This is a genomic window from Microbacterium sp. Se5.02b, assembly GCF_019464375.1.
Lineage (GTDB): Bacteria > Actinomycetota > Actinomycetes > Actinomycetales > Microbacteriaceae > Microbacterium.
In genome coordinates, this window is the sequence record NZ_CP080491.1 from 2,581,662 (window position 1) to 2,607,501 (window position 25,840).

A 25,840-nucleotide genomic window follows, 5' to 3' on the forward strand; every position below is an offset into this window, starting at 1 on the left:
CGCCGTCGCCAGAACAGCAACCAGACACACCCCGTGGCCCCGAAATCGAGGTTGGTGGTGCCTGCGGTGCTGCCGCAGATTCTCCTCGAAGCCGTGAACGCGGACACTCTCGTCGTGACCGTGAACGGTAACCGCCTTGCCGCTACCCCGATCCGCCGAGACGAGATCACAGCCACGGTGACGGAGCTCGTCGGGCGCTTCGGATCACCAACCCGGGTGGAGGTGCGAGAGATGGACGGCAGCGTCCACGCAGACATCCTCACGCCACCTGCGCCGGAGCCGCGGTCGCCGTTCGCTCCACCAGAAGACGCCGCACCCGCACTGGTAGCACTGCCGAGCCTTCTGGAGTTCACCGCGGACGGGTTCGTCCCCGGTGAAGACGTCGCCCTCGCCCTGATCCTCCGCCACAGCTCGGCCGACCCAACCGGTGCCGCCCGCGCCCTCGTCGACCGCGGCGAGATCCCTCGCGTGAGGGGTGAGGTGATCTTGCTGGGGCGAATCTCTGGCACCGCCTCGGTGCAGCGCATCGACTGACCGCCCGCTTATCCGCTCGTCGTCGTACCTGTTGTCCTGACCCCGCGCGTGTGCCTTCTGCGGGATCAGAAAGGTGCCGACATGTCTGGTCCTGTGCAGGCGAAACCCGCCAACGACCTCTTCATCAACCTCACCCTCGGAGCCCTCATCACCGCCGCCGTGTTCACCGGGATACTAAGGGTCGCGGGCTCCGTGACCGCATTCCTCACCGGCCTGCCCGAACCGTCCGGCAGTTTCACCTCTTGGATCAGTGTCCTTGCCACCCCAACGGACCCCGGGACGGCGCTTGGCGCGGAAGGCTTGAACCCGTTCGTCTACTGGGCAGTCGTCGCCGTGGTTCTTGGCGTGCTCGGAACATCAGGCCTCTTCGTGGTTCGGGCGGTTCACCGTTCCCGGTCGAAATCGGACCCACACCGGCTCGCCGGGACCGCCACCGCCGCCGAGGTCGCCCGGGCCGCCTCCCCGAAGACCCTGGTGAAGAAGGCTGCGACGTTGCGGCCCTCGCTCACCGGAACACCCGCCCCGGAAGACGTGGGGTATCTGCTCGGTACCGGGAAAGGCGGGCAGATCTGGGCGACCGTCGAAGACTCGATCCTACTGATCGGCCCGCCCCGCTCGGGGAAAGGGCTGCATGTAGTGATCAACGCGATCCTCGACGCCCCCGGAGCCGTCATCACCACCAGCACCCGTCCGGACAACCTCACCGCGACCTTGAAAGCGCGCGCGAAGAAGGGGAAGGTCGCGGTGTTCGACCCCCAGCAGCTCGCCCCAGGGCTCCCGGCGGGGATGCGGTGGTCACCCGTGCGCGGCTGCCAGGACCCGCTCACGGCGATGATCCGCGCGAAAGGCCTCGCCACCGCCACAGGGTTCGGTGGCGTCCAGGACGCGGGGTTTTGGGAAGGGAAGACGACCGCCGCGATCCAAGCCCTTCTCCATGCCGCCGCTCTCGACGGTAGGAACGCGAAGACCCTGTACCAGTGGGCGCTGAACCCGACCCTCGCCGCCGACGCCGTAAGGGTGCTGTCGTCCCATCCGGGAGCGGCGGAAGGGTGGGCGGACTCCTTGGATGCGATGGTGCAGGCAGACCCGCGGACGAGGGATTCGATCTGGCAGGGTGTCTCCCTCGCGTTCTCTGCTCTTGCCGATCCCCGCGTCCTGGACGCGGTTTCCCCGGGGCCGGGTGAGGAGTTCGACCCTGAGGAGTTTCTCCTCGGCAACGGGACCCTCTACCTCCTCGCCACCGGTGCCGGCGCCGGCGCGTCGTCGGCGCTGGTGGCGGCGTTCATTGAAGACCTCGTCGAGTCCGCCCGGAAGATCGCCGCACGGTCACCTGGCGCACGCATGGACCCGCCTTTGTTGCTGGCGTTGGATGAGATTGGGAACCTTGCCCCGCTGCCGTCGCTGCCGACGTTGATGGCGGAAGGTGGCGGCACCGGCATCACCCCACTCCCGGTGTTGCAGTCCCTTGCCCAGGCGCGGGAGAAGTGGGGTGAGAACCAGGCGAACGCGATCTGGGACGCATCCATCGTGAAAATCATCCTCGGCGGAGCCTCCAACAGCCGAGACCTCCAAGACCTCTCCACCCTCATCGGCGACCGCGACGAAACCACCGACAGCATGACGACGGATGCCTATGGGGCGCACTCATCGCAACGGTCGATCCGCCGCGTCCCGATCCTCCCACCCGACGTCCTCCGCACCCTCCCGTTCGGCACGGGCGTGGTGATGCTCCGCACCGCCCGCCCCATCATCACGAACCTGCGCCCGTGGCCAACCCGCGCGGATGCCAAACAGCTCCGCACGGACCGGGGCGAGGTCGAGCAGGCGCTCCAAGGCGGTGCCCGATAGTACCGCCGGGGTGTTGGTCGTACCTGTCTGGTGAGCCCGCGGCTGCGGGATTGACATGGACATGTTGGGAGACATCACGATGACTATTCGCACGAAGGAATCCCTGTCGGGGTTCGTCGCGTCCGACCCGGAGCTGACGTTCACCAGCAAGGGCGATGCCCGCCTCTACGCCCGGATCGGGCAGCCCCAGGCACGGGTCGAAGACGACGGGACGTTCACCCCGTTGGAGCCGACGTTCACGGACCTGGTGATGTTCCGGCGCTCCGCGGAGCTCGCGCATGAGCAGTTCCAGAAGGGTGACAACTTCCTCGCCGAGGGCGAGACCCGCACCTACACCGGCAGCGACGGCACCGAACGAGAGCAGTTCGTAGCGTCCCGGATCGGACACGACAACAACATCACCCGCTACACCGTCGACCGCACCCCACCCGAACGAGACACCCCACAACAGGAGACCCCGATACGCGGTCAGATGCAGCAGGCCCTCGCCGACCGCGAAGGACAGCTCGACCCGGAACCACCCACCGCGACCAGCGCTGCGTCCGCGCAGCGCGACGCGGTCGCCCGATAAGCCGCGGGTGCGGCGACCAGCCACCCCACCACCACCACCGTGTGGTCGCCGCACCCGCCTCCTTCCTGCGCCGCATCCTTCGCGGCTCTCCTTCTTCGCCTCGCCACGTTCCGGGAGTTTTCTGATGACCACCAACAACCCCGCCCCACCCGACACCGAACCGCAGAGCTCGAGGCCGGCCGTGCCGGGGCCTGACTTCGATGGGATTGACCTGTCCGAGCTCCCCGCAGACGTCGCTGAGAAAGCGAAGCAGTTCGCGAAGCAAACGTTCCAGGCGGACCTGGCGAAGTCACTCACCGCGGTGGCACGCCCGATCAACTGGCGCACCCTCCCACCCGCCGACCTCGAGCACGAGCTTCTCGAGCTGAACGGATGGGTCGACTGGCTCCGCCACACCTACGGCCTCCCCGCACAAGTTGTCCCGCCGATGTGGCACCGCCACCCCGAACTCATCTGGGAACTGTCCGCCCTGCGCCAGCACTGGCTGTTCTGCTTCGACCCACAAGCCAAAGGCAACCAGGCCCTCGCCTGGCACCACGACTTCAGCGTCGCCCGCGAACGGCTACGGGACTGGGTCACGATCTCCGGCACCCGCCTTGACCGCGACCGCCCCACCCGCATCACAGTGTGGCCCGGCGGCGAAGCCGAAGACTGGACAGAACCCGACACCACCGAACGCCCCGTCGCGAAGCGCACGGACGATTTCCTCGCGTTCGTCGAGGAGCAGGTCAAGGCCCGGATTGCGGAGCAGGACGCGACGATCCGGGAAATCGTGAACATCGATTGGAGCGAGCAGTCATGACCGAACAGACCGGTGACGTCCTCGTTTCACCGTTGCGGGACAGCCGCGAAATCGCGGCGTTCCTGCGGGTGTCGGAATCGACGCTGTCGAGGTGGCGGGCCGAGAAGAAAGGGCCCCCGTTCATCCGGATCGGTGGGGTGACCAGGTACCGCATCGAACAGGTCGAGCACTGGCTCGCCTCCCTCGGCACCGATGAGCACGCCTGAACCGACCGCACCTCTGCCGGTGCCGCCGATCGGGGTGAAGGTCACCACCGACCTTGAACACCGCGCCTCGGGGATCCGTGCTCGCGCCCGCTGGATCGACCCCCACACCCGCAAACGGGTCACCCGCGCGCTCGTCGTCCCCGACGAGGACGCCGCCGAAGAGTTCTTTCAATACCTGCAGGCCTCCGCCGAACTCGGGATCGACAAACGCATCCTGTTCTCCGACTACGTCGAGATGATCGGCGACCGGTGGCAGCGGGGCCTGGACCCGACGTCCACCGTCGACGGCTACAAACTCGGACTCCGCCTCCGCGTCCTCCCCGCCCTCGGACATTTGCCACTGTCACAGATCACGGCCGGGATGATCGACCGCACCATCGACCAGTGGGAAACACTGCACTCCGCGTCGACCATCAAGAACACCATCGCGCCCCTCGTCCGCGTCCTCGACGAAGCCGTCCGCGACGACCTCCTGCCCAGCAACCCCGCCCGCAACCGGTCTAGACGCTCCCTCGGGAAATCAGCACTCAACCTGAAAGAGAACGAGCTGTCACCGCGCGTCCACGCGCTCAAAGACCTCGCGGAGCTCACGGCGCTGGCGGATCGGTGTGGGGAGGTGCATCAAAGCTATTCCGACTTCGTAATGCTCTGCGCTCTCCTCGCCGCCCGCGGCTCCGAGATCTCAGGCCTTCAAGTCGGCGACATCGACTGGGATCAACGGATCGTCACGGTCCGCCGCCAAACCTACCCAGGCGCAGGCGGGCTCGTCACCAAACAGACCAAGGGACGAGACATCCGACAAGTCCCCATCCTGCAAGCGCTCACCCCCGTACTTGAGCGCCTCACCGCCGACCGTGAACCCGAGGAACGACTACTGACCGGACCCCGCGGCGGCGTGCTCACTACCGCCTCCGTACGGGACGCAACGAAATGGGATCAGCTCGTCACCGACCTTGAACTGACGAGCCTCACCCGGCACGGCCTCCGTCACACCGGAGCCACCTGGCTCGCCGACGCCGGCATCCCCCTCCACGTCCTCCAAGGCATCCTCGGACACAAGTCCATCGAGACCACCCGCGGCTACCTGCACCCCGACACCAGACACCTCACCGACGCCGCTGCCCGCGCGAACGCGTTCCTCGACGGACAGGAAACCCCCACCCGCGAACCTCCTGCCAAGACCCATCGGACAGCCGCACCCGGGCGATGAAAACGGTCGCGGATCGACACGAAATCGGGCTCCAGGTCCCGGCCAGGTCCCGGCTCGTCACAACAGCCGCAGCTGGGGGTCTCGAAGGGCATCAGCCTTCACTGGTGTGATGCTTCCATAAACACCTCCGAAGAGGATTACGGAAACGACGAAGCCCAGGCGAGAAACATGCTCTCACCTGGGCTTTTCTGTCGGGATGACAGGATTTGAACCTGCGACCCCCTGACCCCCAGTCAGGTGCGCTACCAAGCTGCGCCACATCCCGTTGTTCACTTTTCAGGCTGAACCAGCCGCTACCGCACTTGACCCCCAGTCAAGTGCGCTACCAAGCTGCGCCACAGCCCGTTGTCCTTCGCTCTCGCGCAGGCAACTCCCCTATCTTAGCCGCATGTCGCACCCCTCCGCGAACCGAGCCGTTGCGGGTGTCGGACGCCGCGCGTACCGTCGCGTGCATGGTGACGATCACGACCGCGTTGGCGACGTCCGCTCGTTGGGATGACGTGCAGCATGCGCTCACGGGTGGCGGCGACGGCGCGAGCTGTCAGTGCATCTGGCCGGTGCTGAGCAACAAGGACTGGAATGCGACGACCACGGCGCAACGCACCGAGATGTTCCGCGAAGAGATCGCCGAGGGCCCGTCGCCCGGAGTCGTCGCCTATGTCGACGGCGAGGCAGCCGGATGGATCCGGATCGGCCCGCGCACCCGGCAGGCACGGGTCCCCCGCACGCGGATCATCGCCGCCGCATCGACCGAACCCTTCGACGACGACTCGGTCTGGGCGGTGACCTGCTTCGTCGTCCGCCGGGAGCACCGCGGAGCCGGGCTGAACCTCGACCTGCTCAAAGCCGCTGTCGAATATGCCAGAGGGTCGGGGGCGCGGCTCATCGAGGGGTACCCGGTCGACACGGCAGGCGAGAAACGGCGGACGAACGACCTCTTCCACGGGACGCTCGGCACGTTCCTCGCCGCCGGCTTCCTCGAGAAGACAGAGCTCAAGCCGGGGCGGAAGCTCGTGGCGCTCGACCTCTCCGCGTGAGCGGGTCGAGCACCCCACCCACTAGCGTGAGACCATGAGCGACACCCCTGCGACCATCGACGATCCCGAACTCGGAACCTTCTCCCGCGCCACCACCGAGCTCACCGACGGCACGGTGCTCACGCACGACTGGTTCGTCGGCACCTTCTCGGTCGAGGGGTCCGAACTGGAGCTCATGCTCGAGGGCGCGAATGCCGACGAGGTGGCGCCGCTGCTGCCCCGTCTGCGCGATGTCGTCTCTCGACTCGACATCCTCCGCCGGATCGCGACGGATGCCGTGGTCGCGAACTTCACGACGGGTGAGCCCGCGCCCCATGACCTCGACGACGGCGCGTCCGACCTCGCTGTCGAGACGATCGAGATCGCTCCGGACGGCACCGCGATCCTGCACCTGAACGACGAGTGCGGCGAGCACTTCCCTGAGGGATATTGGCCGGCGGCGCACCTGAACCTCGATGACACCGTCGACCAGGTCACCGTCGAGTCCTGAGCCCCTGACGACCGAGCCCGCATCCAGACCCGCCTCTCCCCCGACGCATGCCGAACCCGCCGACAGCCACCGCGAGCGACCGACCATACGATGAGGGGATGCCGCGCCGCACCACTCCCTCGCTGATCGCGTGGGCCTTCCTCCCGTATGTCGCGGCCTCCGTGCTGCACGTCGTCCTCCTCGCGGAGGGAAGCCCTCTCGCGGGTCCGACGAAGCTGCTGCTGATGCCTCTCCTGGCTCTTCCGATCGTGCTGTCGGCCCGACGCCTGGGCTCCCGCGCCGCGCTGGTGCTGCTCCTCGCGGCGGTGCTCTTCTCCTGGCTCGGCGACGGCGCTGGCGCCTTCTTCCCCTCCGCTCCCGAGCTTCCCCTGATGCTGTTGTTCTTCGGCGTCGCCCATGTGGCCTACATCCTGCTGTTCGCCCGCCATCTCGCACGACGACGGATGCCGTGGTGGGCTCTGGTCTACGCGGTCTGGTGGGTCGCGATGATCGCCATCCTCGGCCCGCACACGGGCGGCCTGCTCATCGCCGTTGCTCTGTACGGTGTGGTCCTGGGGGGAACGGCAGCGTTCTCCGCACGGTGCACACCGCTGATCGCCGTCGGCGGGGCGTTCTTCCTCGCCAGCGACACGTTGCTCGCCTTCCGACTATTCCTGCCAGGCGGACTCCCGGCATGGAGCAGCCCCGCCGTCATGCTCACCTACACCCTCGGTCAGGGGCTCATCGTCGCGGGAGCCCTGATCGCCCTGCGCAGGAAGGCCGCCTGATGGATGCCGCCCGCGTCGACAGCTGGCTCTGGGCCATCCGCATCTACAAGACGCGATCCGCCGCGACCACCGCATGCCGTGCGGGGCATGTTCGGGTGAACGGCGACAGAGTGAAGGCCGCGCAGCAGGTCCGCATCGGCGACGAGCTGCGCGTCCGCATCGCCGGCTTCGACCGGATCCTCATCGTTCGTCAGCTCCTGGTCAAGCGCGTCGGCGCGCCACTCGCCGCTCTCGCCTATGACGACCGCACACCCGAGCGAGAGCCGCAGGCCGCACTCGGGCTCCGCGACCGCGGCGCCGGTCGCCCCACCAAACGAGAACGGCGCGACATCGACAAGCTACGCGGCCGCGACGATCCTTCGTACTAATATACCTATATGATTGGCCATTTTCAGAGGTAGGTTCGTAATTACGTTCTATCCTCGAGATATGGCCACGCGCACCGATCTCGACCTCGAATCCGAGGAGCGGCGACGCGTGCTGGGCGAATGGGCCGAGACGAGGCGGCAGATCGCCGTGCTCGAGGCTGAAGCGGCGGAGCTCCTGATCCGTCAGATCGCGATCCACGATGCCGACGTCGCGGCGAGTCCCTCGCACCGCGACGCGATCTACCGCTCGATGGTCGCCGAGTACTCCGCAGCGGGGCGCCTCTCGACAGGGTCGATGGACTTCGCCTTCGCCGACGCACGCGCTCTCGACGCCTATCTCCCCGCCGTCAGGGCTGCGTATGCGCAGGGCGCGATCAGCGTGGCGCATGTCCGAGAGATCGCCAGAGCGAGTGCGATCGTCAGCGAGGCCGTCAGGAACAAGGCCGTAGACGCGGCGGCGCTCACGTTGTTCGAGACCGCTGTTCTCGTGGTCGCCGAACAGGAGAACCCTGCGCGCACACGGGCGCACGCGCGACAGGTCGCCGCAGCCCTGGTGGGCGACACCCTGGTGCAGCGGCACCGTCGTGCCGCCGGGGAGCGCAGCGTGACGGTGAAGTCCCTCGACGACGGACTCGCCCTGCTCACCGCGGTGCTTCCCGAATGGATCGCGACCGCGATCGCCGACCGGCTGAGCAGGATGACGCGCGAGGTCATCCGCGCCAGAGCCGACCGCGAGATCGTGCCCCTGCCCTGGTGGGCGGACCATGACCACGACACCCTCGACCTCGCAGATTTCGCGCTCGACGATCCGTCGTTCGACCCGTACTCCGAAGCGGTGATCGCGAGCGTGGACGGCGACACGTTCACGACCGACCCGCACGTGGAGAACTATCCTGCCGATCAGCGCACATGGGCACAGGTGCAGGCAGACCTCTTCAGCGATCTCCTGCTCACGGCAGACCCGAGCGCGGTGCACGGCACTGACCTCGAGCATGTGCAGGCCCGCGTTCAGGTCACCGTCGCCGCGACCACGCTCGCCGGCGTCGACGATCGACCCGCCCAGCTCGACGGACACGGCCCCCTGCACCCCGACGTCGCCCGCGACCTTGCAGGACGCAACACCGGCTGGACGCGGCTCTTCCTCGATCCGAACGGCATGCTGATCGAGACCGACACCTACACCCCCACCGAGGGGATGCGTCGGTTCCTCCGTGCTCGTGATCAGCACTGTCGCTTCCCCGGGTGTCGGATGCCGGTGCACCGCTGCGACGTCGACCACACCCACGACCATGCCAAAGGCGGACGAACCCGCGTCGACAACCTCGGCCACCTGTGCCGCGCCCACCACACACTCAAGCACCCCGACGTCCCGGATCCGTACCGGTGGACGGCTCAACAGGAGCGAGACGGCAGCATCACGTGGCACAGTCCGCTCGGCCGCGCCTACACCGACCCGCCACCGCGCCGCGTGATGTTCGTCTGACCGACGCCACCGACGCGTGAGCCGTGATGACTCAGCCGCGATGATGACTCGGCCGTGGAGATGACTCGGCCGTGGAGATGACTCAGCCGTGGAGATGACTCAGCCGTGATGATGACTCAGCCGTGATGCCTCAGTGGTGCTGCTCGAGCAGGTCCCGCAGCCACCCGGCGGAGCGCACCTGTGCCGCGCCCGCGTCCGCGAGTCGCGCCTGAAGCTCACGATCGCTCGTGACGGCCACCACCGTTCGTCCGACCTGACTCTGGCGCGAGACCTCGGCGACGATGGCATCGTCCCCTCCGGCGTCGGCTCGGATGATCGACACGGGACTCGACTCAGCATCGATGCGGCGTGCCTGCCCCTCGACCACCATCGACACCTCGGGGAACCAGACGTCGCCCGCGAGGTCGAGCGCGTCCGCGGGAACCGCGAGCCCCGCCAGCCGCTCCCGCAGGCGAGAGGCCGCACCCGCACGGTCCTTCCACCAGCCGTCCGGCACCGAGCCGACGACATTCGCGGCATCGACCACGATGAGCGGTCGCACCTCGAGCTGCGTGCGCAGTGCCGGCCAAGCCGCACCGAATCCGGGGTGCAGCGGCCGGGCGTCGACCTCATCCACAGGCACCCACTCCAGCGCGACGCTCTCCGGGTCGCTGATCACCGGGTCGAAGCCCCTCTGCACGTCCGCGATGACGGTCGTGTACGACCAGATGCCGAGGTCGAGCACGCTCGTGAACCGCGCGCGCACCGCGCCGTCCGGCACGCCTGCCTCCTCCTGCGCCTCGCGGATGGCTCCGGCGATCGCACTCTCGCCCTCATGCAGAGCACCGCCGGGCAGACCCCACGTGCCGCCGAAGTGGCTCCACGACACCCGGTGCTGCAGCAGGATGCCGCGTGCGGGGTCGACGGCGAGAAGTCCGGCGGCGCCGAAGCGTCCCCAGTACTTCTCCCCCGACGCGGCGACGACCCAGGCATCGCCCGGATTCCGCGGCCCGTCAGGGCGACGCGGCTCACCGGGGGCAGGAGGTACGACAGTCACCCCCACAGCCTTTCACAGCATCGGGGTCACGGCACCTCGGCGCGACATGTGCGGGAACAGGTCAGCGCTGGCGCTTCTCACGAACCCGCATGTTGATGACGATCGGCGTCCCCTCGAACGAGTACAGCTCGCGCAGGCGGCGCTGGATGAACCGGCGGTACCCGGGGTCGAGGAACCCGGTCGTGAACAGCACGAACGTCGGCGGGCGGGTCGACGCCTGGGTGCCGAACAGGATGCGCGGCTGCTTGCCACCGCGCAGCGGGTGCGGGTGCTCGGCGACGAGCTCGGCGAGGAACGCGTTGAACTTGCCCGTGGGAATGCGACGGTCCCAGTTCTCCAACGCGGTCTCCAGCGCCGGGACGAGCTTGTCGAGGTGACGGCCGGTCTTCGCCGAGATGTTCACGCGCGGCGCCCAGGCGACGTGCGCGAGGTCCTGCTCGATCTCGCGCTCGAGGTAGCGGCGACGGTCGGCGTTCTCGAGGTCGTCGTCGTTCAGACGGTCCCACTTGTTGAACGCGAGCACGAGCGCGCGGCCCGACTCCAGCACGAGGTCGATGATGCGCACGTCCTGCTCGCTGATCGTCTCCGACACGTCGAGCACGACCACGGCGACCTCTGCCTTCTCCAGCGCTGCGGAGGTACGCAGCGATGCATAGAAGTCCGCGCCCTGCGCCATGTGAACGCGCCGACGGATGCCGGCCGTGTCGACCAGACGCCACATCTTGCCGCCGAGCTCCACGACCTCGTCGACCGGGTCACGAGTGGTGCCGGCCAGATCGTTGACGACCACCCGCTCCTCGCCGGCTGCCTTGTTCAGCAGCGACGACTTGCCCACGTTCGGACGACCGAGGATCGCGACGCGCCGCGGTCCTCCGATCTCCTGCTTCGCGACGGCCGAGACCTCGGGGAGCTTCTTCAGCACCTCATCGAGCAGATCGGCGACACCGCGGCCGTGGATCGCCGACACAGGGTGCGGCTCGCCGAGTCCGAGGTTCCACAGAGCGGCTGCTTCGGGCTCCTGCCGGGCGTCGTCGATCTTGTTGGCGACGAGGAACACGGGCTTGCCGCTCTTGCGCAGCAGCTTGACGACGTGCTCGTCGGTCGATGTCGCACCGACCATCGCGTCCACCACGAAGAGCACCATGTCGGCGAGGTCGATCGCGACCTCCGCCTGGGCAGCGACCGAACGGTCGATGCCGCGCGCGTCGGGCTCCCATCCGCCGGTGTCGACGAGCGAGAAGCGCCGGTCGGCCCACTCCGCCTTGTACGTCACGCGGTCGCGGGTGACGCCGGGGGTGTCTTCCACGACGGCCTCGCGGCGGCCGAGGATGCGGTTCACGAGCGCGGACTTGCCCACGTTCGGTCGTCCGACGATCGCCACCACGGGCAGAGCAGGGCTGTACTGGATGCCGTCCTCGCCGAGGGTGATCCCGGCGAGGAGCGCCGCATCCTCATCGTCGAGCTCGTAGTCGGCGAGGCCGGCGCGCAGGGTCTCCGCGCGCTGCTCGGCGAGCTGCTCGTCGATGTTCTCCATCTTCTCGGCGAGCTGGTCGGGGCCGCCTTCGTATTCGTCGTCAGCCACGGTGTGCTCCTTGGAGTCGTTCGATCACCGTGAGCACGGCGTCGATGGTCTGGGGGAAATCGAGTTCCGTCGAGTCGACGACCTCCACGCCTTCCGCGGCGTTGAGGAAATCGACGACGGCGCTGTCGGAGGCATCGCGCTTGTGAAGCGCTGCGGCGACGGCATCCGCGTTCTCACCGGCGAGTTCGCCGGCACGGCGGGCAGCCCGCACCTCGGGCGCCGCGGTGAGCAGGATCCGTACGGGGGCATCAGGGGCGACGACGGTCGTGATGTCGCGGCCCTCGACGACCACAGCGGGATAGGTCGCCTCGGCCACGAGCGTGCGGAACAGCTCGTTCACCTGCGCCCGCACTTCGGGCACGCGTGCCACGCCGCTCACCGCGCCGGACACCCGCGGGTCGCGGATGTCCTCCGTGATGTCGGTGTCGCCCACCCGTACGGTGCGGTCGTCGGGATCGAGGCCGAGACGCACCGGGAAGTCGGATGCCGCGGCGAGAACCGCATCGGCGTCAGCGGTGTCGGCACCGCGGTCGAGGACGTGCCAGGCCAGGGCACGGTAGGCGGAGCCGGTGTCGAGGTATCCGAAGCCGAGCGTGCGGGCGACGGCCTTGGACACACTGGACTTTCCGGACCCGGCAGGGCCGTCGATGGCGATGAACTTCGCCGCATCGGTCCCGTGACTCGGTGCGCTGGACGAGGTGGAGGTATCAGTCATTCGTGTTCCCTGCGATTCGCCAGCCGCGTTCCTGGAGCCCGGTGATCGCACCGTGCAGCGCTGCGGGATCGACGCTGATCTCTGCGAGACCGAACTGGGCGCCGGGCGAGTGCTCCAGACGGAGATCTTCGACGTTGACGCCGAGCTCACCGAGTTCGCCGAACAGGCGCCCCAGCTGGCCCGCGGTGTCGTCGACCATGACCACGAGCGTCTCGAACCGCTGGTTCTGACCGTGCTTGCCGGGAAGGCGCTCGACACCGTCGTTGCCCTGACGGATCGTCTCGGCCACGATGCGGCGCGCACCCGGGGCACTCGGCTCCCGCAACGCGGCTGCGACGTCGCCGAGGTCGGACGCGAGGGCGTCGAGGATCTCGACGACGGGGCCGGCATTGGCGCCGAGGATCTGCACCCAGAGCTCCGGGGCGGAGGCGGCGATGCGCGTCGTGTCGCGCACCCCTGTCCGGCGAGCCGGAGCGCGCTCTCCTCGGCACCCGCGAGGCGGCCGGCGAGGAGGCTCGCGACCACCTGGGGCACGTGCGAGGTGAGGGCGACCGAACGGTCGTGCTCCTCGGGCGTCATCTCCAGCGGCATCGCGCCCACGTCGAGCGCGAGCGCCTCGACCAGAGCGAGGTCGGCGGCCTTCGTGTCTTCATCGCGGCAGACCACCCACGGCCGTCCGACGAACAGGTCTGCGCGGGCGGAGATCGCCCCTCCCCGTTCGCGACCGGCGAGGGGATGCGAGCCGATGTAGCGGGTCAGATCGACACCACGCGACTGCAGCGTGCGGAACGGCTCGAGCTTCACGCTGGCGACGTCGGTGACGACGGCCTCGGGGAAGCGTTCGAGCTCTGCCTGGATCACGTCGGCGGTGACATCCGGCGGCACGGCGACGACGATGAGCGAAGGCCGGTCGTCATCCGCGGCGATGCGCCCTGCCCCGTAGTCCACGGCGAGGCGCAGCTGCGCGGGTGAGGCATCCGTCAGCACGACGTCGATGCCCTTGGATCGGAGCGCGTGCCCGACACTCGCCCCGAGCAGACCGGCGCCGACGACGCGGACGGTGCCGGAGAGACGCGGCGCGACGGCGCCTGCTCTCCGCACCGTGGGCGCACTCGTCGTATCGGTCATTCGTTCTCCTGCTCGCCTGGCGCCTCGGCGACACCGGAATCACGGCGCGACAAGGTAAGAAGCGCGCCGAGTTCGATTTTACTCAGTTCCCGCGTCTTCCCCGCCGGGAGGGTTCCCAGGTGGAGCGGGCCGAACTGGCGGCGGACGAGTTCGGTGACAGGGTGGCCGACCGCGGCGAGCATCCGACGCACGATCCGGTTGCGCCCGGAGTGCAGCGTCACCTCGACCAGGCTCGACCCGCGCGAGGTGTCGAGCAGGCGCGCCTTGTCCGCGGCGATCGGTCCGTCCTCCAGGTCGATGCCCTTGGTGAGCTTCGAGATCGTCTGGGGCAGCACGGTCCCCTCGACCTTGGCGATGTACACCTTCGTGACCCCGAACGACGGGTGCGCGAGCACGTGGGCGAGCGCGCCGTCGTTGGTGAGGATCAGCAGACCGCTGGTCTCGGCGTCGAGGCGTCCGACGTTGTAGAGCCGTTCCTCGAACTGCTCCGTGAAGCGGCGAAGGTCGGGACGACCGTTCTCGTCCTTCATGCTGCTGACGACGCCGGTGGGCTTGTTGAGCATCACGTAGCGCTTGGAGACGTCCAGCTGCACGGCGGTGCCGTCGACGTCGACGAGGTCGTGCTCCGGATCGATCCGCCGCCCGAGCTCCGAGACCACGACGCCGTTGACACGGATACGCCCTTCGGTGATGTACTGCTCGACGACGCGGCGGGAGGCCACACCGGCAGCGGCGAGCACCTTCTGCAGGCGCACGCCCTCCGGTGCGTCGGCGGCGTCGTTCCCGTGCGGGGCGTTCATCGGATGGTCCCTTCGTCGAAGCCGTCTGCACCGTCGTCGAGCAGAGGCGAGATCGGGGGCAGCTCGTCGAGCGAGTTGATGCCCAGGTGCTGCAGGAGCGCGTCGGTCGTACCGTAGTTGATCGCGCCGGTCTCGGAGTCGGCGAACAGCTCGGTGATCAGACCACGCGCGAGGAGCGTGCGCACGACGGAGTCGACGTTCACCGCGCGGATGGACGCGACCTGGCTGCGTGTCACCGGTTGCTTGTAGGCGATCACGGCCAGTGTCTCGAGCGCGGCCTGCGACAGGCGCGCGGGGGCCTGCCCGCCGATGAACGCAGCGACGACGTCGTCGAGCTCTTCCCTGACGTACAGGCGCCATCCGCCGCCGACCTCGCGAAGCTCGAACCCTCGACGCGGGCCCTTGCCTCTACCGTCGTAGTCGTCGACGAGCATCTCGAGCGTCTGCCTGACGGCGGGCACCGGGGAGCCGACCGCAGCAGCCAGCGCCACCAGGCCGAGTGGTTCGTCGATGATGAGCAGGATGGCCTCGATGCGCTCGGCGAGAGGGATCTCGGTGGCCTCCTCGTCCGGGGTCGCCGCGTCCGGCGTCTCCTCGGCGGAAGTGCCCGTCATCTCATCGGTCATAGTCGGCCCCCAGGGTCGCGAGTGTCTCGTCCGACCAGGAGTCGGCTGCCCAGCGCAGCGTCAGCTCGCCGAGCGGTTCCAGTTGTTCGAAGGACAGCGCCGCGTGCCGATACAGCTCGAGCACCGAGATGAAGCGCGCCACGACGATGCCGGGCTCGGCGACGCCGGCGACCAACTCACGGAAGCTCAGCGACTCGGTGCCACGAAGCAGTGTGACGACGATCGCGGCCTGCTCGCGGATGCTGACCAGCGGCGCATGCAGATGATCGAGCCCGACGTGCGGGATCTCCTTGGGCGCGAAGGCCAGCAGCGCGAGCGCCGCGAAATCGTCTGCGGTCAGCGACCACACGAGCTCGGGCGTCTGACGGCGGTGCTTCTCGTCGAGCCGCACCGCTCGGACATGCCGCCGATCCTCACGCTGGAGGCAACGGGAGAACCACGCCGACACCTCTTTGAACGCACGGTACTGCAGGAGTCGGGCGAACAGCAGGTCGCGCGCCTCCAACAGCGCAACGGCCTCCGCATCGACCAGCTCGCCTTGCGGGAGCAGGCCTGCCACCTTCATGTCGAGGAGCGTCGCCGCGACCACGAGGAACTCGGATGCCTGATCCAGTTCTTCGTCGTCCTCGAGCTGTCCGAGGTAGGCGATGAACTCGTTGGTGACCGCGCTCAACGAGACCTCGGTGATGTCCATCTCGTGCTTCGAGATGAGGTTCAGCAGCAGATCGAACGGGCCGTCGAAGTTCGACAGGGAGACCCGGAAACCTGCGCTCTCCGCGGACGCAGCCTCGCCCGCGCTCTCCTCGAGCGTCGCGTCGACAGGACCCTCGCTAGGCGACGGCGCCACGGGCGACCAGCTCCCGCGCCAGCCGCAGGTATGCCTGAGCGGCCGCGTGCTCGGGGGCGAACTCGGTGATGGGTACACCCGACACCGAGGCGTCGGGGAACTTCACGGTACGACCGATCACCGTCTCGAGCACGTCGTCTCCGAAGGCTTCGACGACACGCTCGAGGACTTCGCGGGAGTGCAGCGTGCGCGGGTCGTACATCGTCGCCAGCAGACCGTCCATCGTGATGGAGGGGTTCAGCCGGTCGCGGACCTTGTCGATCGTCTCGATGAGCAGCGCCACGCCGCGGAGCGCGAAGAACTCGCACTCGAGCGGGATGATCACGCCGTGCGCCGCGGTCAGGGCGTTCACGGTGAGGATGCCGAGCGACGGCTGGCAGTCGATCAGGATGACGTCGTACTCCCCCGCGACCTGCCGCAGCACGCGGGCGAGGATGGTCTCGCGGGCGACCTCGTTGACCAGGTGCACCTCGGCGGCGGAGAGGTCGATGTTGGCCGGCATCACGTCGAGACCCTCGACGCTGGAGTGCACGATGGCGTCGTGTGCGTCGCGCTTCGTGTCGAGCAGCAGGTCGTAGATCGTCGGCACGTCGTGCGTGGGGATCCCGAGGCCGGCGGACAGGGCGCCCTGCGGGTCGAAGTCGACCGCGAGCACCTTGCGACCGTACTCCGCGAGCGCAGCGGCCAGGTTGATGGACGTCGTGGTCTTGCCCACACCGCCCTTCTGGTTGCACAGCGCGATGATGCGCGCAGGCCCGTGGGACTTCAGCGGTTCGGGGATCGGGAACCCGTGATACGGGCGGCCGGTGGGTCCCATGGGGGTCTCGTCGGCCTTCTGCGCCTTCGCCCTGGACTTCGCCACTTTCTTAGCCACCGGTTCTCCTGCTCCTTCGTGCTTGGTCGATTGTACCGGGCAGCCCGTTCGGCGGCCGCCTCGGCGCGCGGCAGCCGGTCGCTCGGAGATCCGGATTCAGCGTGCGCGGGGGTGCGAGGTGGCGTAGATGTCACGCAACGTGTCGACGGAGACATGCGTGTAGATCTGGGTGGTCGCGACCGAGGAGTGCCCGAGCAGCTCCTGGACGACCCGGACGTCTGCGCCGCCCTGCAGGAGGTGCGTCGCGAACGAATGCCGCAGCGTATGGGGTGACACCTCAGCGGTGATCTGCGCCTTCTCCGCGGCTGCCCGGATCACCAGCCAGGCGCTCTGCCGCGACAGGGGCGCACCGCGCGCGCCGAGGAACAGCCGCGCCGATGCCCGCCCCTTCGCCGCGAGTGCCGGACGCACCCGGGTGAGGTAGGCGTCGACCGCGGCCCTGGCGTACGACCCGATCGGTACGATCCGCTCCTTGGAGCCCTTGCCCCGCAGGCGCAGCACGTCTCCGTGGGCCACGTCGTCGACATCGAGTCCGATGGCCTCAGAGACGCGCGCGCCCGTGGCGTACAGGAGCTCGAGGAGTGCGCGGTCGCGGACGCCGAGCGGATCCTCCGGCGGGGGCTGCCAGGAGGCGCTCGACCTGGTCGATGGTCAGCGCCTTGGGGAGCCGACGCGGTGCCTTGGGTGGGCGCAGCCTCCCGCTGGGGTCGTCGTCCTCGATCCCCTCACGCGCCAGGAAGCGGTGCCACCCGCGGACGGACGACTGCAGTCGTGCCAGGCTCGTCGAGGCCGGAGCCGGGTCGGCCGAAGCGCGGTCGGCGACGAACCGGTCGATCACCGCCGGGGTCACGTCCGAAGTGTCGACGACGCCCTCGGCCGTCAGCCATTCGACATAACCGCCGAGGTCGCGTCGGTAGGCCGCGATCGTGTGCTCGCTCAGACCGCGCTCGATCGTCACATGACGCAGGTACGCGTCGAGAGCGCGGTCGAGCAGCATCCCTCAACCCCGATCGCGCAGCCTCTGCGACGCCGCCAGCACGCCGATCGTGAGGATGCCGTTGCGCATCCGCCCGGCGAGGACCGCATCGACCGCGTCAGCGAGCGGGACCCACTCCACACGGATGTCGGCTTCTTCGTCCTCGCGGTCGTGCGCGGTCTCGGCCGCCGCGATACCGGTCGCGAGGAAGATGTGGATCATCTCGTCGTTGCCGCCAGGGGTCGTCCACGACGAGACCAGGGGCTCCCAGTGCGCGGCTGTGAGATCCGCCTCCTCCGCGAGTTCGCGGCGTGCGGCGGCCAGCGGCTCCTCCCCTCCACGTCGAGCAGCCCTGCGGGCAGCTCCCAGTCGCGGTGGCGGATCGGATGCCGGTACTGCTGGATCAACAGGACGCGGCCCTCGTCATCGAGCGCGAGGATGGCCACGGCACCCGTATGGTCGACGTACTGCCTGACCATCTCGCCGTCCCGGTAACGCACACGATCCGAGCGCACGTCCCAGACCCTGCCCTCGTAGACGAGGTCGCTCTGCAGCACCTCAGGCTCGAACGGCTCGTCCCGGAGGCCGTCGGCCTGCTCAGGCATCGGCGACGACGTCTTCGCTCACGTCGAACAGCTCGCTGGCACGGTGCCGCTCGATCGCGGCGCCGACGAGCCCGCGGAACAACGGGTGCGGCGCGGTCGGACGTGAACGCAGCTCGGGGTGTGCCTGCGTGGCGATGTAGTACGGGTGCACGTCGCGCGGCAGCTCGACGTACTCGACCAGATCGAGCTCGGGGTTCAGACCGGAGAAGACCAGCCCCGCCTCGGTCAGGCGATCGCGGTAGGCGTTGTTGACCTCGTAGCGGTGTCGGTGACGCTCGGCAGCCTCCGGCGTACCGTACAGCTCGCGGGCGAGCGATCCTTCGGCGAGAGCGGCCTGGTACAGCCCCAGACGCATCGTGCCGCCGAGGTCGCCGCCGTCGAGGATCTCGATCTGCTCCGCCATGGTCGCGATGACCGGCTCCGATGTCTCCGGGTCGAACTCGCTCGACGACGCCCCGGCGATGCCTGCGACGTCGCGGGCGTACTCGATCACCATGCACTGCAGGCCGAGGCACAGGCCCAACGTCGGGATGCCCTGCTCGCGGGCGAACTTGAGCGCGCCGAGCTTGCCCTCGATGCCGCGGATGCCGAAGCCGCCGGGCACGCAGATGCCGTCGAGTTCCGCGAGCTGCTCCTGCGCACCTTCGGGCGTCTCGCACAGGTCGGAGGGGATCCAGCGGATGTTGACCTTGGTCTCCTGCGCGAAGCCGCCGGCCTTGAGAGCCTCGGTCACGGAGAGGTACGCGTCGGGCAGGTCGATGTACTTGCCGACCAGGCCGATCGTGACCTCGTGCTTCGGGTTGTGCACGGCGTGCAGCACCTTGTTCCAGCGTGTCCAGTCGACGTCGGCGGCCTTCTGGTCGAGACCGAGGCGGCGCACGATGTACGAATCGAGGCCCTGCTCGTTGAGCGTCGACGGGATGTCATAGATGCTCGGCAGGTCGACCGTGTTGATGACACCCTCGACGTCGACGTCGCACATGAGCGCGATCTTGTTGCGGTTGCTCTCGCTCACCGGGCGGTCGCTGCGGAGCACGAGCGCGTCGGGCTGGATGCCGACCTGGCGCAGGGCCGCGACCGAGTGCTGGGTCGGCTTGGTCTTCTGCTCCCCCGACGCGCCCATGAACGGCACGAGCGAGACGTGCACGAAGAACACGCTGTCGCGGCCGAGCTCGTGACGGAGCTGGCGTGCCGACTCGAGGAACGGCTGCGACTCGATGTCACCGACGGTGCCGCCCACCTCGGTGATGATCACGTCGGGACGCGGGTCCTCAGACGCCTGCAGACGCATGCGGCGCTTGATCTCGTCGGTGATGTGCGGGATGACCTGCACGGTGTCGCCGAGGTACTCGCCGCGGCGCTCGCGCGCGATGACCTGCGAATAGATCTGTCCGGTGGTGACGTTCGCGGCCTCGGACAGGTTGATGTCCAGGAAGCGCTCGTAGTGGCCGATGTCGAGGTCGGTCTCTGCACCGTCGTCGGTGACGAACACCTCGCCGTGCTGGAACGGGTTCATCGTGCCCGGATCGACGTTCAGGTACGGATCGAGCTTCTGCATCACGACGCGGAGTCCGCGGGCCGTGAGGAGGTTGCCGAGGCTGGCTGCGGTGAGGCCCTTACCCAAAGACGAAACGACACCACCGGTCACGAAGATGTGCTTGGTCGTGTCGTTCTTGGGTCCCGCGGAAGAAGAGTTCATCACGGGCTTCGATCCTATCAGGCGGCGGGGACGCGGAGGCTGAGAAGTTCGCGAGCGTGGGTCAGAGCGGCGTCGGAATCGGTGAGTCCGGAGAGGAGACGGGCCATCTCGGCTTCGCGTTCTCCCCCTTCCAGACGCCGTACGTCCGAGGCGGTGACCGCACCATCGTGGGCTTTCACGACGGAGAGGTGATTGTTCGCGAATGCGGCAACCTGCGCCAGATGGGTCACGGCGATGACTTGCGACTTCTCGGCGAGCCGGGCGAGTCGTCGTCCCACTTCGATGGCTGCCGCCCCTCCGATACCTGCGTCGACCTCATCGAAGACGAAGGTCGGCACCGGATCGGTCGCCGAGATGACGACCTCGATGGCCAGCATCACGCGAGACAGTTCGCCGCCCGACGCCCCCTTCGAGACCGAGCGGGGCTCCGCGCCGGGGTGCGGGGCGAGGAGGATGGCGACGTCGTCGCGACCGTGGGTGCTCTCCGTCCCCTCGGAGACGACGACCTCGAGTCGCGCATCCGGCATCGCGAGGGCATGCAACTCCTCTGTCACCGCCTCGCCGAGGCGCGCTGCAGCTTCCGTGCGTGCTGCGGTGAGGGCTGCGGCTCGCGCGTCGAGTTCGGCCCGTGCCGACTCACGCTCGGCGATCAGCCGTTCGATGCGGTCGCCGTCGTCGTCGAGCTCGGCGAGCCGCGTGGATCCGGTCTGCCAGAGGGACAGGGCCTCGTCGAGGGACCCGTGGGCCCTGATCAGCGTCCCCAACGCGGCTCGACGTTCTTCGACGGCTGCGAGTTCGTGCGGCCCCGTCTCGTCGAGGTCGGCCAGGTAGGCGGACAGCTGTCCGGCGACATCCGCGATCCGATAGCCGATGTCGGCGACGCTCTCGCCGATCTCGGTCAGTACGACGTCCCCTGCACGCTCGAGAACGCGACGCGCCTCGGCGACGAGCGCCGAGGCATCCGGCTCGCCCTCTTCGTTCGACAGTGCTCCGTGGGCGAGCGATGCCGCCAGCCGAAGCTCCTCCGCGTTCGCGAGGCGCTCAGCCCGACCGGCGAGCTCCTGGTCCTCCCCGGCTCCGGCGCCGTCGCCTCGATCAGCGCGAGCGCCTCCCTGAGACGCGAAGCCTCTTCCGCCCGGCGGTCACGGTTCTCGGTGATCTCGGTGATCTCGGCGTCGAGAGTCCGCCAGCGTGCGAAGGACTCCGCATACTGCGCGAGAGCGTCGGTGATCCGGCTGCCTCCGAAGCGGTCGAGCGCATCGCGTTGCGCCGCAGCGGATCGCAAGCGCAGCTGTTCGGACTGCCCGTGCACCACGACGAGCTCCTCAGCGAGGGCCGAGAGCACGCCGGCGGGTGCGGCGCGGCCGCCCACGCTCGCTCGGCTGCGTCCCTCCGCGCTCAGCGTGCGCGAGACGTACAGCTCGGCTGTTCCGGAGCCCGCAGGCTCGAGCTCGCCACCGGCATCCGCCACGATCTCGGCGATGTCCCCCTCTTCGGGGACGATCCACACCCCCGCGACCGACGCCTGGGCGGCGCCCGCGCGAACGGCGCCGGAGTCGGCGCGCTGGCCGAGGAGCAGGCCAAGCCCCGTCACCACCATCGTCTTGCCCGCACCGGTCTCGCCCGTGATCGCCGTGAAGCCGGGCCCCAGCGGCAGCACGGCATCGGCGATCACGCCGAGCCCCTGCATCCGCATCTCCTCGATCATGACGGCGTCCCCAGAGCCTGGCCGCGCCATCCTTCGACGGGCAGTTGGAACTTGCGGACGAGTCTGTCGGTGAACGCGGTGGGGTGCAGACGCGCGAGTCGCACGGGTCGCGACGAGCGGCGCACCACGACGCGTGCACCCGGCGGCAGATCATGAGATCGTCGCCCATCGCACCAGAGGATGCCCGAGCCGTCGGTGCGCTCGAGCATCTCGATCGCGACCGCCGCGTCGGGACTCACGACGAGTGGCTTGGCGAACAGCGCATGCGCTGAGAGGGGGACGACCGCGATCGCCTCCACGCTGGGCCAGATCACGGGTCCTCCCGCCGAGAAGTTGTAGGCGGTCGATCCTGTCGGGGTGGAGATGACCATGCCGTCGCATCCGAAGCTCGACAACGGACGACCGTCGATCTCGAGCACCACCTCGATCATCCGCTCGCGGCTGGCCTTCTCGACGGTCGCCTCGTTGAGCGCCCAGGTCTCGTACACGACGTCGCCCGCCGCATCCTTCACCCGCACCGACAGCGCGAGCCGTTCCTCGACCTCGTAGTCGCGATCGATCACGCGACGCACGGCCTTGTCCATGTCGTCGCGATCGATCTCGGCGAGGAACCCGACATGACCCATGTTGATGCCGAGCACAGGAGCACCGGCGTCGCGGACGAGTTCCGCCGCGCGCAGGATCGTCCCGTCGCCGCCGAGCACGATCGCGAGTTCGAGTTCGGCGGGATCGACTGAGGCGCCGAGCACGTCGGTCGCGGCGAAGAACCCGTCGACTGCCACGAGCGCTTCATGGTCGTCGGCGGCGAGCACGGGTCGTGCACCGGCTTCGCGCAGCGCATCGATCACGCGACGGGCCGCTTCGACGGTGTCCACACGGCCGGCATGCGCGACGACCAGGATGTTGCGCTCGTTCATCGTCCTCCTGCCAGTCGGTTGATGCTGTCCAACCATTCTGTCGGATTGCTCCCCCGCCCCGGCGCGAGGTGCACCAGATACTCGGCATTGCCATGCGTGCCGAGCAGTGGGGAGGGAAGGATGCCGAGCATTCCGAGTCCCACGTCCCACGCGCTCCAGACCGTGCGGGCGACCGCATCCGCGCGGGTTGCGGGATCGGTCACGAGTCCGCCCCGCACCGCGGTGCGGCCCACCTCGAACTGGGGCTTCACGAGCAGCAGCACATCGGAGTCCGGTCGCGCGATCCCTGCGACGGCCGGCAGCACGAGTTCGAGGGAGATGAAGGAGAGGTCGCCGACGACGAGGTCGGGGACATCCGTCTCACCCGTGGCCTCGGCGAGGTTCTCCGGGGTCATGTGCCGCACGTTGTACCCCTCGACGGAGGCGACGCCCGGATCCGCGGCGATCGACGCCGCCAGTTGGCCGTGCCCGACGTCGACGGCGAGCACTCTCCTGGCACCTCGTTCGCGCAGCACCTGGGTGAATCCACCGGTGGACGCGCCCATGTCGAGAGCGAGCCGGCCCTGGACGGGGATGCCGAAGCCGTCGAGACCGGCGATCAGCTTGTGCGCCGCACGCCCGACGTAGTGGTCCGAGCCTGCGATCGTGATCTCCGCGGTGTCGGCGACCGCGGTGGACGCCTTCACGACAGGCCGTCCATCCACGCTCACGAGCCCCTCGGAGATGAGTGTGGCTGCGTGGCTACGCGAACGGGCGAGTCCTCGGGCGGCGAGGGCGGCGTCGAGTCGCGTCATCGGGATCCCGGAGTCTCCCGCTGGTCGAGCTTCGCACCGCTATCCAGACGTCGCGAGAGCTCGTCGTGCAGCGCCGAGTAGGCGTCTGCACGCGAAGCGAGCGGTTGGCCCTCGATCAGCCGCAGGCGACTCCACAGACCATCGGTCGGCGCACTCGTCGTCTCTTCGCTCACCCTTCCACTGTACGCGGGACGTGCGACAGGCGACGGAGCCCACGCGAGATCGCTCAGGGGCGGTGGAAGGGATCCAGGTAGAGGCGTTCGGGGACCCGGAGCACGAACACGGGTGTGCCCGACGCCCAGATGGCGGCTGCCCCCGCGCGCAGCAAATCGATCTGCTGGTCCGACTCGGCCACGATCACGACATCGGCTCCCTCGACCCGCACAGCAGCGCCGTTGACGTGGAACACCCCGTCTCGTTCGGTGACCTCGGGGTACGGCAGGTGCAGTTCGCGAAGGTCACCGAGGATGTACGTGGGACGGGAGCCCTCCGGTGCCGCCAGCACGTGCTTGGGGCGGTCGATTCCGGTGAGCACGAGCACCGAGTCGATTCCGACACGGCTCGCACCCATGATGTCGGTGTCGAGCCGGTCGCCGATGAACAGAGCCTTCTGCGCCCCGAAGCGGGCCAGGGCCTCTTCGAAGATCGGTGCTTCAGGCTTGCCCGCGACGGTCGCCAATCGACCCACCGCCGTATGGACGGCGGACACGAGGGTGCCGTTTCCCGGCGCCACCCCGCGCTCGCGCGGAATCGTCCAGTCCGTGTTCGTGGCGATCCACGGGATGCCGCCCTCGTCCTCGGGGAGCTTGAGCGCGAACGCGGCTTCCGCGAGGTCGGTCCAGGCGACCTCGGGTGCGAAGCCCTGCACCACTGCGCTCGGCGAGTCTTCGGCGCTGCGTGTCACCGTGTAGCCGGCCTTGCGCACCTCGTCGACGAGCCCGTCGCCGCCCACGACGAGGATCGTCGCGGGCGCGGGCACGATCCGCGCCATCAGCCGCATCGCCGCCTGGGGGCTCGTGACGACGTCGGATGCGTCCACCCGGAGCCCGAGGCTGCTCAGATGCGCCGCGACGGAGGCATCGGTCCGGGCGGCATTGTTGGTGATGTATCCGAGCCGAACCGTCTTCGCGGCCTCGTTGAGGCTGTCCACGGCGAAGGGCAACGCCCCGGGGCCGGCGTAGACGACGCCGTCCAGGTCGGCCAAGACCGTGTCGACACCGTCGAGCGGCGTGCGCAGACCGCGCTTACGAGAGAACAGCGCCACTACGCCTCCGGATCCGCGTCATCGGCCTCGTCTTCACCGAGGAGCTCGCGCACCTCATCCTCGACGGTGGGCTCTGCAGGCTCAGCGTCGGACTCGACGCGCTCCGTCTCCGTACCCTGGCGCCGCGAAGCGGCATCCTCATCGTCAGAGACACCGTCACTGCCAGTGACAACATCACCGTCAGAGACAACATCACCGTCAGAGACAACATCACCGTCAGAGACAACATCACCGTCAGAGACAACATCACCGTCAGAGACAACATCACCGTCAGAGACAACATCACCGTCAGAGACAACATCACCGTCAGAGACAACATCACCGTCAGAGACAACATCACCGTCAGAGACAACATCACCGTCAGAGACAACATCACCGTCAGAGACAACATCACCGTCAGAGACAACATCAGAGACGAGCTCATCGTCGTCGAAGTCACCCTCGATCAGGCCGTCCTCGATGTAGATCTCCTCGTCGCCGGCCTCGTCGATACCGAGTGCTTGTGCGGCGACTTCTGCACGCTCGGCCCAGAATTCAGCCTCCTCGGTACGCCCGAGGTCCTCGAGCACCGCAGCGCGAGCGGCGAACAGCGCCGGGCTCCACTCGAAAGCACGATCCGGGTCGAGCTCAGGAATCTCGAGCTCGCCGAGCGCAAGCTCGAGATCGCCCTGGTCGAGTCGGGCGCCCGACATCGCTATCGCCAATGCGACGCGCACGGGAGTCTCGAGCGTCGAACGGTCGACGGCACGCCCCGTCTCCAGGGCACGATCTGAACGTCCGATGCCGCGCTCGCTGTCGACCATGAGGGCGATCTGATCGTCCTTGCCCGAGATACGGCGATAGGTGCGCAGCTCGCGGAGAGCGAGCGCGAAGTCCTCGGTGGCGTAAGCCGTGATGCCGAGGGTCTCTCGAACGATCGCGATACGGCCGGCGCGACGAGATGCAGCCAGCGC

The 25,840-nt window shown here is 68.4% G+C and carries 24 protein-coding genes, 1 tRNA gene and 4 pseudogenes; 11 read left to right on the forward strand and 18 right to left on the reverse strand.

Translation table 11 applies throughout. The features are described from left to right. Positions 1 to 66 precede the first annotated feature (66 nt). The 6 genes from K1X59_RS12770 to K1X59_RS12795 all read left to right on the forward strand — a co-directional run bounded on the left by K1X59_RS12770 (position 67) and on the right by K1X59_RS12795 (position 5,171). Positions 67 to 534: a hypothetical protein gene (locus tag K1X59_RS12770; protein WP_183150382.1), complete on the forward strand. Its 468-nt coding sequence runs from the start codon at positions 67 to 69 to the stop codon at positions 532 to 534. An 81-nt stretch (positions 535 to 615) separates the two neighbouring features. Continuing rightward, a complete protein-coding gene (locus tag K1X59_RS12775) occupies positions 616 to 2,382 on the forward strand; it encodes a type IV secretory system conjugative DNA transfer family protein (protein WP_183150383.1) in 1,767 nt (588 codons plus the stop codon). A gap of 79 nt (positions 2,383 to 2,461) precedes the next feature. Beyond that, complete coding sequence (locus tag K1X59_RS12780; protein WP_183150384.1) at positions 2,462 to 2,953, forward strand: single-stranded DNA-binding protein; 492 nt, start codon at positions 2,462 to 2,464, stop codon at positions 2,951 to 2,953. A 124-nt stretch (positions 2,954 to 3,077) separates the two neighbouring features. Then, on the forward strand, positions 3,078 to 3,755 hold the full coding sequence (locus K1X59_RS12785) for a hypothetical protein (protein ID WP_202045248.1): 678 nt from the start codon (positions 3,078 to 3,080) through the stop codon (positions 3,753 to 3,755). Continuing rightward, positions 3,752 to 3,961: an AlpA family transcriptional regulator gene (locus tag K1X59_RS12790; protein WP_120776674.1), complete on the forward strand. Its 210-nt coding sequence runs from the start codon at positions 3,752 to 3,754 to the stop codon at positions 3,959 to 3,961. Before K1X59_RS12785 ends, K1X59_RS12790 begins: the two co-directional genes overlap by 4 nt. Beyond that, positions 3,948 to 5,171: a site-specific integrase gene (locus tag K1X59_RS12795; RefSeq protein WP_183150385.1), complete on the forward strand. Its 1,224-nt coding sequence runs from the start codon at positions 3,948 to 3,950 to the stop codon at positions 5,169 to 5,171. The genes K1X59_RS12790 and K1X59_RS12795 overlap by 14 nt, the downstream gene beginning before the upstream one ends. A 191-nt stretch (positions 5,172 to 5,362) precedes the next feature. On the opposite strand, the gene K1X59_RS12800 is transcribed toward K1X59_RS12795, so the two are convergent. Then, positions 5,363 to 5,436: transfer RNA gene (locus K1X59_RS12800), tRNA-Pro, on the reverse strand. 187 nt (positions 5,437 to 5,623) lie between these two features. Between K1X59_RS12800 and K1X59_RS12805 the strand changes: the two genes are divergently transcribed. The 5 genes from K1X59_RS12805 to K1X59_RS12825 all read left to right on the forward strand — a co-directional run bounded on the left by K1X59_RS12805 (position 5,624) and on the right by K1X59_RS12825 (position 9,316). Next, positions 5,624 to 6,208, forward strand: a complete 585-nt coding sequence (locus tag K1X59_RS12805) for a GNAT family N-acetyltransferase (protein WP_183150386.1) — start codon at positions 5,624 to 5,626, stop codon at positions 6,206 to 6,208. A 34-nt stretch (positions 6,209 to 6,242) separates the two neighbouring features. Next, positions 6,243 to 6,698 (forward strand): hypothetical protein, encoded by a 456-nt coding sequence (locus K1X59_RS12810; RefSeq protein WP_183150387.1) that lies wholly within the window; start codon positions 6,243 to 6,245, stop codon positions 6,696 to 6,698. Between the two features lie 98 nt (positions 6,699 to 6,796). Beyond that, positions 6,797 to 7,465 carry a lysoplasmalogenase gene (locus K1X59_RS12815; protein ID WP_258566836.1) on the forward strand — a complete coding sequence of 223 codons (669 nt, stop codon included), beginning with the start codon at positions 6,797 to 6,799 and terminating at the stop codon, positions 7,463 to 7,465. Next, on the forward strand, positions 7,465 to 7,833 hold the full coding sequence (locus tag K1X59_RS12820) for an RNA-binding S4 domain-containing protein (protein ID WP_183150389.1): 369 nt from the start codon (positions 7,465 to 7,467) through the stop codon (positions 7,831 to 7,833). Before K1X59_RS12815 ends, K1X59_RS12820 begins: the two co-directional genes overlap by 1 nt. 61 nt (positions 7,834 to 7,894) lie before the next feature. Continuing rightward, positions 7,895 to 9,316 carry an HNH endonuclease signature motif containing protein gene (locus K1X59_RS12825; RefSeq protein WP_183150390.1) on the forward strand — a complete coding sequence of 474 codons (1,422 nt, stop codon included), beginning with the start codon at positions 7,895 to 7,897 and terminating at the stop codon, positions 9,314 to 9,316. A gap of 130 nt (positions 9,317 to 9,446) precedes the next feature. On the opposite strand, the gene K1X59_RS12830 is transcribed toward K1X59_RS12825, so the two are convergent. From K1X59_RS12830 to K1X59_RS21520, 17 genes and pseudogenes are all read right to left on the reverse strand, one after another. After that, positions 9,447 to 10,352, reverse strand: a complete 906-nt coding sequence (locus K1X59_RS12830; protein WP_220173456.1) for an NUDIX domain-containing protein — start codon at positions 10,350 to 10,352, stop codon at positions 9,447 to 9,449. A 61-nt stretch (positions 10,353 to 10,413) separates the two neighbouring features. Further along, positions 10,414 to 11,886 carry a ribosome biogenesis GTPase Der gene (gene der / locus K1X59_RS12835; protein ID WP_258567220.1) on the reverse strand — a complete coding sequence of 491 codons (1,473 nt, stop codon included), beginning with the start codon at positions 11,884 to 11,886 and terminating at the stop codon, positions 10,414 to 10,416. Positions 11,887 to 11,926: 40 nt separating this feature from the next. Continuing rightward, positions 11,927 to 12,649 carry a (d)CMP kinase gene (cmk, locus tag K1X59_RS12840; protein ID WP_183150391.1) on the reverse strand — a complete coding sequence of 241 codons (723 nt, stop codon included), beginning with the start codon at positions 12,647 to 12,649 and terminating at the stop codon, positions 11,927 to 11,929. After that, a pseudogene (locus tag K1X59_RS12845) lies at positions 12,642 to 13,777 on the reverse strand (prephenate dehydrogenase). Before K1X59_RS12845 ends, cmk begins: the two are co-directional and overlap by 8 nt. Beyond that, a complete protein-coding gene (locus K1X59_RS12850; protein WP_183150393.1) occupies positions 13,774 to 14,577 on the reverse strand; it encodes a pseudouridine synthase in 804 nt (267 codons plus the stop codon). The pseudogene K1X59_RS12845 and the gene K1X59_RS12850 overlap by 4 nt, the downstream one beginning before the upstream one ends. Then, positions 14,574 to 15,191, reverse strand: a complete 618-nt coding sequence (gene scpB / locus K1X59_RS12855) for an SMC-Scp complex subunit ScpB (RefSeq protein WP_396652542.1) — start codon at positions 15,189 to 15,191, stop codon at positions 14,574 to 14,576. Before scpB ends, K1X59_RS12850 begins: the two co-directional genes overlap by 4 nt. 1 nt (position 15,192) lies before the next feature. Next, positions 15,193 to 16,050, reverse strand: a complete 858-nt coding sequence (locus K1X59_RS12860) for a ScpA family protein (protein ID WP_183150395.1) — start codon at positions 16,048 to 16,050, stop codon at positions 15,193 to 15,195. After that, positions 16,034 to 16,867 carry a ParA family protein gene (locus tag K1X59_RS12865; protein ID WP_181156631.1) on the reverse strand — a complete coding sequence of 278 codons (834 nt, stop codon included), beginning with the start codon at positions 16,865 to 16,867 and terminating at the stop codon, positions 16,034 to 16,036. Before K1X59_RS12865 ends, K1X59_RS12860 begins: the two co-directional genes overlap by 17 nt. Before the next feature lie 153 nt (positions 16,868 to 17,020). Further along, positions 17,021 to 17,921: pseudogene (gene xerD / locus K1X59_RS22475) on the reverse strand (site-specific tyrosine recombinase XerD). A gap of 3 nt (positions 17,922 to 17,924) precedes the next feature. Then, positions 17,925 to 18,505 (reverse strand): annotated as a pseudogene (locus K1X59_RS12875) (NUDIX domain-containing protein). After that, positions 18,498 to 20,204: a CTP synthase gene (locus tag K1X59_RS12880; protein ID WP_183150397.1), complete on the reverse strand. Its 1,707-nt coding sequence runs from the start codon at positions 20,202 to 20,204 to the stop codon at positions 18,498 to 18,500. The pseudogene K1X59_RS12875 and the gene K1X59_RS12880 overlap by 8 nt, the downstream one beginning before the upstream one ends. Before the next feature lie 17 nt (positions 20,205 to 20,221). Then, positions 20,222 to 21,912: pseudogene (recN, locus tag K1X59_RS12885) on the reverse strand (DNA repair protein RecN). After that, complete coding sequence (locus K1X59_RS12890) at positions 21,909 to 22,829, reverse strand: NAD kinase (protein WP_183150398.1); 921 nt, start codon at positions 22,827 to 22,829, stop codon at positions 21,909 to 21,911. The pseudogene recN and the gene K1X59_RS12890 overlap by 4 nt, the downstream one beginning before the upstream one ends. After that, a complete protein-coding gene (locus K1X59_RS12895) occupies positions 22,826 to 23,623 on the reverse strand; it encodes a TlyA family RNA methyltransferase (RefSeq protein WP_183150399.1) in 798 nt (265 codons plus the stop codon). The genes K1X59_RS12890 and K1X59_RS12895 overlap by 4 nt, the downstream gene beginning before the upstream one ends. Further along, on the reverse strand, positions 23,620 to 23,796 hold the full coding sequence (locus K1X59_RS12900; RefSeq protein ID WP_183150400.1) for a hypothetical protein: 177 nt from the start codon (positions 23,794 to 23,796) through the stop codon (positions 23,620 to 23,622). The genes K1X59_RS12895 and K1X59_RS12900 overlap by 4 nt, the downstream gene beginning before the upstream one ends. A gap of 53 nt (positions 23,797 to 23,849) precedes the next feature. Continuing rightward, complete coding sequence (locus tag K1X59_RS12905; RefSeq protein WP_183150401.1) at positions 23,850 to 24,887, reverse strand: HAD-IIA family hydrolase; 1,038 nt, start codon at positions 24,885 to 24,887, stop codon at positions 23,850 to 23,852. Beyond that, positions 24,887 to 25,690, reverse strand: coding sequence for a M48 family metallopeptidase (locus tag K1X59_RS21520; RefSeq protein ID WP_244631995.1), 804 nt, complete (start codon positions 25,688 to 25,690; stop codon positions 24,887 to 24,889). Before K1X59_RS21520 ends, K1X59_RS12905 begins: the two co-directional genes overlap by 1 nt. Between the last annotated feature and the right edge of the window lie 150 nt (positions 25,691 to 25,840).